Origin of the sequence: Flavilitoribacter nigricans DSM 23189 = NBRC 102662 (assembly GCF_002646595.1) — a bacterium.
GTDB classification, from domain to species: Bacteria; Bacteroidota; Bacteroidia; order Chitinophagales; family Saprospiraceae; genus Flavilitoribacter; species Flavilitoribacter nigricans.
The window spans coordinates 59,245-71,921 of the sequence record NZ_PDUD01000017.1 but is presented as its reverse complement, the minus strand read 5'-3'; the positions used below and the strand labels follow the sequence as shown (position 1 = coordinate 71,921).

The following is a 12,677-nucleotide window of genomic DNA, read 5'->3' as shown; positions in this document are numbered from 1 at the left end:
GACGCAAGTCGCTAATTAGTGGACAGAATGAGAATGACAAGACTTGGAGACAAGGAGACCAGGAGACAAGGAGACAAGGAGACAAGGAGACAAGGAGACTTGGAGACGAGGAGATGGGGTGAAGCTCCCGCTATCTCCCCATCACCCCCTCTCCCCATCACCCCCTCTCCAAGTCCCAAGTCCCGACTCTGTTATTTTGCAAAAAATGTCCATAAGAGCGATATTTACCACTTGACGTAAAAAAACGAAGACCAACATGACAAAGACAACATGCACTTCCCTGGCCTACGCCCTTATGCTGTCCCTGCTCTGCCTCGCACAGCCACTGAGCGCTCAGATCGGGGTGGGGGCCAAAGCTCCCAAAGACGCCGAAGTCCTTTTTAACGGGAAAAAGAAAATGCTCCACCGGAAATGGACCTACTGGGACGGCCCGCGCCTGGCTGCATCGCTACCCATCAAATGGGAAATGGTGAAGGACCCCGTTGGAAAAGGCAAGGTAATGAACAGCAATGATCCGGCGGCGGCCGGCGGCAAATACGGCGCTGCCGATGTGGTGACCAAAAAGAAATTCCGGGATTTCCGCCTGCACGTGGAGTTCCTCATTGAAAATGAAGGAGGAAACAGCGGAGTCTACCTGCAGAACCGCTACGAGATCCAGGTGCTGGACGGCGATTCTACCAGTCACGGACTAGCCGCGGTGATCAATGAAACGGAATCGCCCTATTACGCTTACAACGGACTGGGCAAATGGAACGCCTACGATATTGTCTTCCGGGCGGCCCGTTTTGAGAACGGCAAACTCACCGAAAAGCCCCTGGTAACCGTTTACTTCAACGGACAGAAGGTACACGTCAATCAATCCATCAATCAGGTATGGGGCGGCCCGAACTCCGGATTAGACGGAGGGAACGACGGGGGCAAAGGCATCACCGACAGGCCGGGTGGCCTCAAATTACAGGCCGAAGGCCATAATGTCCTCTACCGGAATATCTGGATCAAAGAACTGGACCTGCAGCAGGCAAATACGGATTTTTAGGAAAACATCCGGAATATTTTTCCGGAATGCGAAGGGCCGCTAAGTGGTTTAACTAAACTGCATAGCGGCCCTTCGTGTGTTGTTACCCAACTGGGCTGCTCTATTCCACCACTTTCAGCCAGCCGCCGTCTACGTAGTAGGAAGATCCTACGCAATAGCTGGCCCGCGGGGAGCACATAAAGACAAAAAAGTCAGCCAGTTCTTCCGGACTTGCAAAACGGCCGATCGGTGTATTCTCCCGGGCGATATTATCGAGGTATTCCCGGGCGGTGATGCCCTGCTCTTTGGACAGGGCTTCCGCTGATTTCCGCCAGTCCTTGGTCAGAATGAGCCCCGGATTAATGGTATTTACCCGGATATTCATGGGGATACACTCGTTGGCCAGACATTTGGAGAACATGGAAAGCGCCGCTTTGGTCGTATTGTAAATCGGCTCGTAGCCGAGCGGTTGTTTGGCGCAAATGGAGGAGTTGTTGAGGATGACCCCACCGCCCCGTTCCGCCATGTACGGCATCAGGCTCCGGGAAAGCCGTACGGCGGCCATGACGTGCAGATCCCAATAATACTGCCATTGCTCGTCCTCGGCGGTGGCGATCTTTTCGTTGCTGCCGGTACCGGCGTTGTTGATCAGGATGTCCGCTCCGCCGAAGGTGTCTTCGATCTGAGCGACAAAGGCTGTGATCTGCTGGGGGACGGTCACATCCACCGCCTTGGTGATCACCTGCACCGGATAGGTGGCCGTGATCTCCACTGCTGCCAGTTTCAGTTGTTCCGGATTGCGGGCGCAGAGGGCCAGGTGTACGCCTTCTTTGGCCAGCCCTTTGGCTACGGCCAGTCCGATCCCGTTGCTGCCGCCGGTAATGACGGCTACTTTATCTTTTAGTTCTAGTTCCATGATCTTCGTTTTGCTTTAAAAAAGGAACTGGAAGAAAGTAAGAAAAAATGGCTATTCAAAAGAATGGATGGAGAAGGTGGGGGGAATAATTTGCCCGCCCGGGGGGACTTGAGTAAAATTAACCCTGACGGATTGGATAAAGCCGTTAGGTTGACGGGCGTGCTCCAATCATGGTGTTTGCAAGAAAGGTGGAAAGGTGCGTATACAATGAATGGAGTAGGTCAGTTTCAGTAAGGAATACTATTTACTATGCTTTCTTGTTTTGGAAATAATCACATTGATCCCGTACAATGCACACGCTACAATTGGGCTGCTGCCAGTGGCAAACCCGTTGGCCGTGTCGCATAAAACCCTGATGATCATCGTAAACCTGTTGCCCGGTCCAGTCGTCCGGAAGGTAGGATGCCAGGAGGCGGGCGCCTTTATCCAGCGAACATTTTGGCGGAATGATCCCAATCCGCTGAGCTACCCGCAGGTGATGCGTATCAACGACCAGTGCCGGCATATGCAGTCGACTGAAATTGAGAATGGCCGCACTGGTCTTGGCCCCGATCCCGGGGATCTTTTCGAGCCAGGCGCGGGCTTCCGGGACACTCATATCTGCCAAAAAATCGAGAGAGAGTTCACAGTTTTCCTGCAGGTAAAGAAGCGCCTGCTGGATGCGCGGAGCCTTCACTTCGGGAAAAGTAACCATCTGGATGGTGGCTTGTACCTCTTCGGTAGGAGCGGTGATCACGTTTTCCCATTCCGGATAGCGGCCCACAAGCGCGTGGTACGCATCCCGGGATACGGCATTTTTGGTGCGGTGGGAGAGGAGTGCGGATACCATCTGGCTGACAGGGTCCTTATCACTAAAAAAGCGGAAAGGCGCACCGTAAGCTTCCTGTAGGATATAGCTGACGGCAAGCGCTCGTTTCCGCTGGTCCGTTGCGGTCGCAATGGATGGAATTTTTGTCTTGCTCATAGGAGAGAGTCTCTGTGCGTTTTGTTAATGCGTTTCCGCGGCGGCCTGGGTGTATTTAGGAGCCTGGTCTTTGGTACAGATCGGCGCCTGGTCTTCGTTGAACAAAGTAGCCTTGATCACCTGGCCGATATGTAGTGTATGATCACCGGTATTGGTGCTTTTTTCGAGTTTGCAGATCAGATAGCCCAGGGTGTCTTCCAGGATCAGGGCGTGGTCCTGCTTTTCGAAAGGCACCCCGTTGATGCGGCCGTCCTCAATTTTGGAATCTCCGGAAAACCGCTCGATCCAGCCTTTCTGATCCGGTCCCAATAAATGGACCGTAAAATGCTGACTGTAGTCAATGGTTTCGTTCAGATCGGATTTTTGGCCAATAGCCACCCCGATCATGGGAGGTTCAAAAGAGAGCTGGGTAAGCCAGTTGACGGTACCCGCGGCGATGTAGTCCTTTTCCCGGGTTTTTAATTCATCGCCCGGTTTAAGGGCAGTAACTATATAGTGTCCGTAGGTGAATTTCTGGATGACCTGATCAATCGCGTGCATGGTATGAGTTTTGATTTTTTGTAGTTGGGGTCACCTTTTAAACTCATATAAGCTGCTGATGTTCATTGTTTTTTGGATCAAAAGGAAATATATCCGTTGGAGCGGGGGATCCCGGTCGCGGAATTTTCATGTATAGCTTTTGTGTAGGATCAACCGGAAGTTTACCCGGTTCAGTTGGTGATCATCTCCCGGCCGGTATCCATTTCCCGTTCCCAGGCAGCCAGTTTTTCGCTGAGGTCCCGGACGGTTTCGGGATGATCGGGAGCGAGGTCGGTCGTTTCGTTTGGATCCTCCTGCAGATTGAAAAGCATACTGCCATTATCCTGATCGACGAGTAATTTCCATTCGCCGTCACGGATCACCTTTTGCTTGCGGTAGCGCCAGAATAAGGGACGCTGGGGTAAAGGCTCGTTTTCCAGCAATAATGCGGACAGGTCCTGCCCGTCTAGTTCCAGGTCCTCGGGTAGGGGCGTGCCGGACAGCGACAGGAAGGTCGGCATCCAGTCAAAGCTCATCACCGCCTGCTCCACTGTCCTGTTGGCGATCCGACCGGGCCACCAGACGATGCCGGGCACCCGGATCCCGCCCTCAAACAGGTTGGTTTTCCAACCCCGCAGCGAACCGTTATGGCCGTAGTCGCGTTCGGCACCGTTATCGGAAATGAAAACGACTACCGTATTTTTATCCAGCTGGAGTTGTTGCAGGCGGTCGATAATCTTTCCGATGCCTTCGTCCATCACTTCGACCATTTCGCGGTAGGTCGCATCTTTGTCTTCTACCGGCCCGTAGTACGAGAATTCTTCTCCCGGAAAGCGATAACCTAGGTCATTTCTGCCCTGATAAGGGGCGTGGGGTGCTTCGTGCGGAATATAGAGGAAGAAAGGTTGGTCCTTATTTTTTTCAATGAAATCCAGGGCGTGCCGGGTGATAAGGTCCGTCACGTAACCCTCTTCCACCAGACTGTCCTGATCGTGCCACCAGTCGTAAATTCCGGCATTGTCGTAATGCGAATGAAAATCAATATTTCCGCTCACATAGCCGTAAAACTCGTCGAAACCCTGCTCGGTCGGAAAGAAGGACGGCTGGTAGCCGAGGTGCCATTTACCCATGATCCCCGTAGCGTATCCACGTTCGCCTAACAGTTCGGCGACGGTGATCTCCGCCGGTGACATACCCACTTCTCGTGTAGGCCCTTTGACGTAAATCACCCCTTCCATGCCGCTCCGTTGCTGGTAGCGTCCGGTGAGCAGGGCCGCACGGGTGGGGGTGCAAACCGTGCTGTTGGCGTAAAAATTGGTGAAGCGAATACCCCCGGCCGCCATGCGGTCCAGGTTGGGCGTTTGGATCTCTTCGTTGCCGAAGCACCCGATGCCGGCGTGCCCCAGATCATCGGCCATGATGAGGATGATGTTGGGCGGTGCCGTGTTGTCGCTCGGGTGGTCCTGATCTTGGCAGGCCGTGAGCAGCGTGGTAATCAGGAGGAGGCAGGTAGATAAATGCTGTTTAGACATGGTTAGAATTTCGGACTTGGGGAATTGCGAAAGTTGGGCTAAGGAGCGATCTACTCCGGCAAAGTGCGGATCTCAATATCCTTATACCAGGCCTCGGCGGCCGGCCCGCCGTGGATCTGTACGCAGATGGATCCCGTGCGGGCGATGTCGGCCTCGGTCTCTTCGTATTCCAGTACCAGTTGATCGTTGAGCCAGAATTTGATTTCCGGTCCCCGGCAATAGATCCGGTAGTCATTCCAGCCTTCGGCATCCAGCGCCGCCTCTACAGCCGCCGGGGAGGCTTCGATCAGAAAGCGTTTCCGGCGGGATTCGTCGTAAAGGGAACCCCACACCGGGCGATCGGGCAGAAAACCGACATCGGCCTGATAACCGATCACCTCGTGATCATTCGGGATGCGGCGACTGCGGAACTGGATCCCCGCATTGTTTTCCCGCGAAGTGAATTTTACCTTCATCCGCAATTCAAAATCCTCGTATTCCCGTTCGGTGCAGAGGAACTGATTCATCGGGATGTTGCGCTCCGCACTTCCGGCTACAATGGCGCCGTCCTCGATGCGAAAGAAGTCCTTAGCGCCTTCCCATCCCTGCCAGCTTGTTCCGTCGAATAGGGGCGTAAAAGCAGATTGGTCTTCCTGCCCGCAGGCCAGGGCGAAGAGCAAAAAGAGGAGGGCATAGTGGGGGTATTTCATACCGGATCGTTTTATATCGTGTTGTATAATGTTGGCCCGTGTCGGCCGCAATTGGTGCAGACTGCGTTTGGATAGGCAACAAATCACCAATTTTACTGATCTTTGCCTTCATCTCTTATTCCCGTAAAAGCGAGGCCGTATGAAAGTATATTTTTTTCCCCTGTTCCTGATCGTTTTTCTGCTGTTAGGCTGTGAAGAAGAAAAAAAGATCAGTTCGATCGATCCCGTAAACTGGCAGAAGCGAAGTATCAGTCTGCCGGCATCGGATAGTCTTACCCGGGGAAGTTCCTATCTTTCGGTCTACTCCGAGATCTATAGTGTGACGGAAGAACGCACCCACAACCTGACCGTTACGGTCAGTATCCGCAATGTTAGTTCTACCGATTCGGTCTTTATCCTCCGTTCGGATTATTACGATACGCACGGCGAACTGATCCGCACCTATTTTGATCACCCGGTATTTGTGGCGCCGCTGGAAACGATCGAGATCGTGATCGACGAAGGGGATGAGGTCGGTGGAACGGGCGGTAACTTCATCTTCGAGTGGGCAACCAAACCGGACATACACGAACCCTTTTTCGAGGCGGTCATGATCTCCACCTCGGGGCAGCAGGGGATCTCTTTCACTACCCGCGGGATCCGCCGGTAGCGCTAAACGTTTGAAAATTTCAACACCACCGGCGGGCAACTGTCCGGAAAAAGCGGCTAATCATACAACTATGGATACACCAGATCTGAAACGAGTCGGCATCCAACTCTTCTCTATTCCCAAATTGCTGGAACAAGATTTTCGTAAGAGCATTGAAATGCTGAGCCGGATGGGCTACGACGAGGTAGAACTTTTCGGGCCGTTCCCCTTCAGTTCGGAATCGGCGAAAAGTTCCTGGACCGCCCTGGCCCCTATGCTGGGCTTCAGCGGCAGCGGATACTTCGGTCACACTCCGGCCGAGGTGAAGGCCATCCTGACGGATAACGGCATTACGGTGCCCTCCATTCATACGGATCTGGATACGCTGGAAAATCATATGGAGGCGCTGGGAGCGGCCGGTGGGGAGATCGGTTTTACCTACGTCGGTCTGCCGGCCATACCCGAAGACCGGAGAACCAGTCCGGATGACTACAAAAGGATGGCCGATACCTTCAATGAGATCGGGGCTGCGGCCAAACGGGCGGGCCTGAAACTGGCCTACCACAACCACGGTTACGGCTTGCAGGAAGTCGACGGGCAGATCCCGCTACGGATCATCCTGGACGGCACGGATCCGGAACTGGTCTTCTTCGAACTGGATATTTACTGGACCACGGCCGGTGGGGCGGATCCGGTGGCTTATCTGAACGATTATCCGGGCCGCTACCACCTGATGCACCTGAAGGATATGAAGGAACTCAAACACTATTCCGGGGATGGGAACGATTCCGGCCAGTGGATTGAGTTGTTTCCCTACATGACTTCCGCCGGGAAAGGCATCCTGGACCTGAATAATATCATCGCTGCCGCCCGGCAAAACGGGGTTCGGCACTTCTTTGTAGAACAGGACCTGGTACAAGATCCGGAAGTAGCACTGCAGGACAGCCTGAATTTTTTGAAAGGACGGTAGGTTGGAAAAATCGTTGCGTTATTGTTGCCCGAACATGGTCTGGTAGGCTTTGGGCGATACTTTTTTCTTGCGTTTGAACATGCGATTGAAATAGGAGCGGCTTTCAAAGCCACACTCCATATACACTTCTTTCACTTTCTTGCGCGGATCCTGTAGCAGGCTGGCGGCCAGTTTGATCCGCTCGTTGTTGATGAACTCCACGGGGGAAACGCCCAGCTCATTTTTGAAGACCCGGTGGAAATTGGATTCGCTCATACAGGCTTTCTGACTGAGGTCCTCCACACTGATGGTCTTATTCAGATTTTGGCGGATGTATTCGATCACGTAGGCCAGACGGTTGCTACTGCTCAGCTGCAGTGATTTTTCGTTGTAGATCTTGCGGGAGTCCGCCTGCAGGATACGAACGATCAACTCGCGGAGCGTAAAATCCACGAACAGGTCTTTGGATGGATGATTTTCGGAAAACAGGAACAACAGCCGCTGAATGATCTGGTAGATCCCCGGATCGTTGGTGAAATGGAAGTTGTAATCCATGAAGCACCACTCGCGCTCGTCTGCTTTGGGCAGGGTCTCATTCATGATCATGATCACCTCCCGGACTTTCTCCTCGGAGATAGCCATGGCCAGACAACGGGTTGGGTTGTCCATCTCCGCTTCGGGAAAATCAATACACATCAATTCGTTGGAAGGTAGAATGAGCGATTCGCCGGGAAGGAAGTTGAAGGGCTGGTGTTCGCGCAGGTGCATCACCTTTTTTCCCTGGAACATACTGGCTAGTACCGGTTGGTCAAACTGGAGCAAAACCTGCTCGGCCTGCTGGTGGGTTTCGAAGACATGCATCGCCGCATTTCGGACGGTGTAGGTCGTCTGATTCTCGACCAGTGTTTGCAACTTCCTGCCTTTCAGTATGTTCTTGGGTAGCTCCATTTTGGAACAAATTTTTGCTTACAATAACAAATGCCAAATAAAGATCAGTTTATTTGGCAGTATATCAAATTAAACTCCTGCAAATATCAGATTAACGGAGGTTTTGCAAGTATTGTTCACCTTTTTGGCAGAATCCTTCAATTAGGTCTGGATTTTGATGTCTAATTTAGCAAATAATTGTCCCCCTCAGTCCAACATGATTGTAATTGATGTCTAGTTAATAGAATTGTAGAAGCCCATCTGAAACTAAGATGGGCTTTTTTGTCTCCCATCCCAGCGGTTTAAACCACCCATCTCATTGCACAGAACCTGCTCTGGAAACATCCGTTGAATTCCCCGGGGCCAACCTTCCTGAGGCATTATAAAATTATCCTTTTTAAGTAGAAATCATTTTCCGGATCGAAGAGGTATGGTAGCAATTCCATGCCCGCCGGAAAATAAATAAAGAACTGCCTTCGGCCGGGCCGGTAGGAAACTGTAAAGGTGAACACATCGGCCGGAAAATCCCGGGAAGAAAGGATTGAAGGAAGTGCGATGGCTGTTTACTCACCAGAACTGGCCATCCAATAAAGAGCCCGAGGAATTCCGGCCACTTGCCCCTACATTTATACCAACATCCAGAAAGATGGAGTTTCAGCAAGATTTGACAGATCGAAACAGTGGTCGACACCGACTAATTGATCAACGTGAAGAAGGATGGTCTGTTATCATTGGTGGAAATGATACTCCATAATCACCTAGAAGCGGCATAAACAAACTAATTGCATAACTAGCACAGGATCTGCGGCAAAAGGCCGCAGGTCTTATTTTTCAAAAGCTACCCTAATTTTAGCATCATGAACCTGGCGATTTCTGAACACCGACCCGCTCCTGACCTAAAACCCTTTGTGCATTCTTTCTGGTTCGGGCAGTTTGACCTGGACGAAACCCCGAATATCCGAAGTTCGGTGGCGCCCAACGGTTGTATCGAACTGATCGTACACCTTTCGAACCAGCACGATACACTGAGCCTGGATGACGGAGCTTGGGATACTTCCGCCGATCTCGCGCTGGCCGGTCGGTATACCCAGTCCTGCGAAGTGCAGGTTTCCAACCTGGTTGACGTTTTCGGTATTCGATTGTATCCGGACGGTATTCGCAATATCTTCGGGGTACTGCCCTCGGAATTTCTGTCCTCCTTTACAAACGGTATTACCGTGCTGGGCCGGAGCCTGAAGGATTTCTGCAGCCGGATCCGGGATCTGGAAGAGCGACCGGCACAGTTGCTGCTGGCCGAGGAATACCTGCGGCGTCAAATGGAATTCAACGAACAGTCTTGTGATTACACCTATCAGTCGATGAAGCAGATCCGGAAACTGGCGGGCATGAACGACTACCAGCAGGTATCTTCGACGATGCCGATCGGCAACCATCGGTTGCAACGGGAGTTCAGGCACCCGTACGGGGTCACGGTTAGTGAATACATCCGGCCGTCCCGGAGAAATGCCTTACAGAAATACGTGCAGACGGGCACGCAGGCTATGTCCCCATTGACTTATGATCTGGAATTTTCCGATCCATCCCATTTTATGCGGGAGTTCAAGGACTACCTGGAAATCATGCCGGGTAGGTTCAGCAAGCAACGGGATCAGTATGTCGCAAATCCCGTATTGGATAATTAATCTGAGTTACTATGCAACCTTAGGTAGAAGGTATAGAGTAGCGGGTAAAGGTATTACCTATCGTTAAAATGGAGCAAAATCGCTCATTTTAACGGTTGCAGTCTCTCTACGCTCTACCATCTTCTCTCTACAATTCAAGTATCTCAACATGAATTAACTAGGCGGATTTACCGTTTCGTACGATTATGACCCCATGAATAATTTAAAGCTGTTTGCGTATCAATAAAATGAGGGTACGGTACCGGGGAGGGACAATAAATGGATTTTTAAACACTAGCGAAAACATGTTCCCGGATACTGTACCCTCCGTTTTGGCATTTATGCAAAATAACCCCAAAAAGCCGCATAGCCATCGTTGTCGATTTCTGGTTTCTGCCGGGCCGTAGTTCTAAGCTGCCCGGCCCTCACAGGAGAGATTGCTTACCCCGAAGGAAGTTGATAAGGAATGGGTAACAGGAAATTAGGGGTAGCTTGGTTGCCGGATAAACCTCACAACAACGTGGCTACTTCCGGCAGCCAGCTTTTTATTTCCATCAGTAGCTTTTTAAAGGCCGGTAATCGTTCTCCGTCATTCTGGTATTGCTCCAGGTATTCACGGACGCTATCCAATAGGGCTTTGCGGGAGATCAGGCCCTCTTTGTACTCGGCTCCCAGAATGTAGAGCGGAATATCCGGCAGGTAGGCCGCATTGGACCGGTAGGCTTTGTCCAGTTCCGGTAATTTGTATTTCTGGGCCGTGCGCAACAGCGCTTCAAACTGGCCCCGGCGCACCAGGGCTTCCAGGTAGACGGAGAAGAACAAATGCCAGCGATACTGGATGACCTCCCGCGCGTAGGCCTTCAGAAAAGAGGCGCCGTATCCTTCGGCGTTTTTGTACAATCCGTTTTTATTCAGTGCTTCCATGTAGAAGGCCACGTAGCCGACCCGGTTGTGGAAGTTCTTGGTCTTTTTGGCTTCGGGAGAGGCCTGCTGGATCAGTTGCAGGGCTTCCTGATAGCGTTGCAGCCGCAACAGCACCGCACAGAGGTTATTGACGTAGAACAGATAATCGTGATTCTTGGACCGGATAGACAGGTAACCGAAATAAACGGCGCGGTCGTATTCCCGGAAATTCGAATGTAGCATCAGTCGGTTGCTGTAGTAGTTCAGCAGCAGACGCTTGGAGTAATAGATGCCGCGGGAGAATTGCCGGTCCAGGTGGTCGAATTTTTCCCGCAGCAGATCGTACTTCCGGTAGTTATGGCTGATGAACACCAAGCGAACCAACGCCAGGTAGCGGTTGAGGCCGTCCACCCGCTCGTCGTAGAACACTTCGGAGAGCCAGTCCGTCCACTGACTGGATTCCGCCTGCTTGCCCGAATATTGCCCCACGATATCGAGCGTGACCTCGTGCAGTTTTTCGTTAACCCCTTTATTGTGCCGGTAATCTTCACGGTAGGTGTTCAGGAACTCGTCCACCAGTTGGTGGTCGGCGTACCGCAGGCGGATCAGCAGAAAATGGCGGTACTGTTCGATCAGTTCGTAGAACTTGGTGAAGAAAAATGCCGGATGCTGGTAGGAGCGTATGGCCCGCAGCAGTTCCTTTTCTTCTGCCGTCTGAATGGTATCCGTGGCGATCTGCTGTTCCATTTCGAGCATCCAGTTAAACTGCTCGTCCACATCCACGGTCTTCAGTCGTTCCCGGATCCAGTTTTTAAGGTGGTTGTATTTGCGTTTATCGATCCCGGTATCGTAGGGCGTGAATTGCTCAATGTGGTGGGCGTTGTAATCGACCAATCGCAGGATCTCCAGCCGCTTCTCGTCCTGAAACTGCTGGGTCGCCAGCAGGTACTCCGTCTCGTGGGGGAGCAGGGTATTGGCGAACTGCGTAAATTTTTGCAATTGGTTTCTCATGACAGCTTACCACTTGGGACGTTTTCGTTTATTGGAGCAGTCGGATAGACGGACCAAACCGGAAGTATAGGGTACCTGCACCTAAGCCAGAATACACGCCGGGTCCTCAACAAATTTACGGGAAACTTTGCGGCTTCGGCGGCTACCGCTTCTGAGCTGGCCGTTGACGGTTCGGAAATACGGTTTATCACGATCAGAGCACCAGCCCTCCGTCTACATTCAGTACCGTACCGGTGATGAAAGAAGCTTCGTCCGATGCCAGAAAGAGGTAGGCATTGGCGATATCGTCGGTGTTGCCCATACGACCGAGTGGGGTTTTATCTTTTAGTTGGGTCAGGAATTCCGCAGGAATCGTTTCAACCATTTCGGTCTGGATAAAACCGGGAGCCACGGCATTGACGGTTATGCCTTTCCGGCCAAATTCCCGGGCCCACACCTTGGTCATACCGATCACTCCGGCTTTGGTGGCTACGTAATTGGTCTGGCCAAAATTACCATTGTGAGCCACTACGGAAGCAGCATTAAGGATCCGGCCGGACTGTTGCTCCGCCATGTAGGGCGAAACAGCCTTGGTGCAATTGAAAACCCCCGTCAGGTTGACGTCGATGACCTGTTGCCACTGCTGTTCGGACATCTTTTTCATTGAGGCGTCCCGCGTGATCCCGGCATTATTCACCAGGATATCGATCTTCCCAAAATCGCTGACTACCTGGGCGGCCGCTTCCGTGGCGGCACTGAGATCGGAGGTGTTGACTTTATAAAAACGAAGCTCTCCTCCCTGGTGCTTCAGTTCGGTCGTTGCGGCCTGTCCGGCCGTTTCATCGATGTCCCAGATGGCTACGGCCGCTCCTTCCGCCAGGAATTTTTGCGCGGTGGTCTTGCCAATTCCCCGGGCTCCGCCGGTGATGATCGCTACTTTGCCGGATAGTCTTTTCATGCTATATTTTTAGTTGGTTAGTGGAG

12 protein-coding genes are annotated in these 12,677 nt (G+C 52.1%); 4 read left to right on the top strand and 8 right to left on the bottom strand.

The features are described 5' to 3' along the window. Positions 1-295: 295 nt before the first annotated feature. Positions 296-1,036, top strand: coding sequence for a 3-keto-disaccharide hydrolase (locus tag CRP01_RS09530; RefSeq protein ID WP_394337759.1), 741 nt, complete (start codon positions 296-298; stop codon positions 1,034-1,036). Positions 1,037-1,136: 100 nt separating this feature from the next. Here the strand turns inward: CRP01_RS09530 and CRP01_RS09525 are convergent, their stop codons facing one another. The 5 genes from CRP01_RS09525 to CRP01_RS09505 all read right to left on the bottom strand — a co-directional run bounded on the left by CRP01_RS09525 (position 1,137) and on the right by CRP01_RS09505 (position 5,635). Further along, a complete protein-coding gene (locus CRP01_RS09525; RefSeq protein ID WP_099149797.1) occupies positions 1,137-1,931 on the bottom strand; it encodes an SDR family NAD(P)-dependent oxidoreductase in 795 nt (264 codons plus the stop codon). Positions 1,932-2,178: 247 nt separating this feature from the next. Continuing rightward, entirely contained in the window at positions 2,179-2,895 is a 717-nt protein-coding gene (locus CRP01_RS09520) for an endonuclease III domain-containing protein (RefSeq protein WP_099149796.1), read from the bottom strand. 24 nt (positions 2,896-2,919) lie between these two features. Further along, the gene (locus CRP01_RS09515) at positions 2,920-3,435 is read right to left on the bottom strand and encodes a flavin reductase family protein (RefSeq protein ID WP_099149795.1); all 516 of its coding nucleotides are present in this window, start codon (positions 3,433-3,435) and stop codon (positions 2,920-2,922) included. 170 nt (positions 3,436-3,605) lie between these two features. Beyond that, positions 3,606-4,946, bottom strand: a complete 1,341-nt coding sequence (locus CRP01_RS09510) for a sulfatase-like hydrolase/transferase (RefSeq protein ID WP_099149794.1) — start codon at positions 4,944-4,946, stop codon at positions 3,606-3,608. 50 nt (positions 4,947-4,996) lie between these two features. Then, positions 4,997-5,635: a 3-keto-disaccharide hydrolase gene (locus CRP01_RS09505; RefSeq protein WP_099149793.1), complete on the bottom strand. Its 639-nt coding sequence runs from the start codon at positions 5,633-5,635 to the stop codon at positions 4,997-4,999. Positions 5,636-5,774: 139 nt separating this feature from the next. On the opposite strand from CRP01_RS09505, the gene CRP01_RS09500 reads away from it, so the two are divergent. Both CRP01_RS09500 and CRP01_RS09495 read left to right on the top strand, forming a co-directional pair. Continuing rightward, positions 5,775-6,284: a DUF3124 domain-containing protein gene (locus CRP01_RS09500; protein WP_099149792.1), complete on the top strand. Its 510-nt coding sequence runs from the start codon at positions 5,775-5,777 to the stop codon at positions 6,282-6,284. Between the two features lie 70 nt (positions 6,285-6,354). Then, positions 6,355-7,233, top strand: coding sequence for a sugar phosphate isomerase/epimerase family protein (locus CRP01_RS09495; RefSeq protein WP_099149791.1), 879 nt, complete (start codon positions 6,355-6,357; stop codon positions 7,231-7,233). Between the two features lie 18 nt (positions 7,234-7,251). Here CRP01_RS09495 and CRP01_RS09490 read toward each other — a convergent pair whose 3' ends face one another. Continuing rightward, on the bottom strand, positions 7,252-8,160 hold the full coding sequence (locus CRP01_RS09490; RefSeq protein ID WP_099149790.1) for an AraC family transcriptional regulator: 909 nt from the start codon (positions 8,158-8,160) through the stop codon (positions 7,252-7,254). Positions 8,161-8,996: 836 nt separating this feature from the next. Here CRP01_RS09490 and CRP01_RS09485 point away from each other — a divergent pair. Further along, the gene (locus CRP01_RS09485) at positions 8,997-9,821 is read left to right on the top strand and encodes a DUF6597 domain-containing transcriptional factor (protein ID WP_099149789.1); all 825 of its coding nucleotides are present in this window, start codon (positions 8,997-8,999) and stop codon (positions 9,819-9,821) included. Between the two features lie 489 nt (positions 9,822-10,310). Here CRP01_RS09485 and CRP01_RS09480 read toward each other — a convergent pair whose 3' ends face one another. Next, on the bottom strand, positions 10,311-11,714 hold the full coding sequence (locus tag CRP01_RS09480; protein WP_099149788.1) for a hypothetical protein: 1,404 nt from the start codon (positions 11,712-11,714) through the stop codon (positions 10,311-10,313). 193 nt (positions 11,715-11,907) lie between these two features. After that, entirely contained in the window at positions 11,908-12,651 is a 744-nt protein-coding gene (gene fabG, locus CRP01_RS09475) for a 3-oxoacyl-ACP reductase FabG (protein ID WP_099149787.1), read from the bottom strand. Positions 12,652-12,677: the final 26 nt, after the last annotated feature.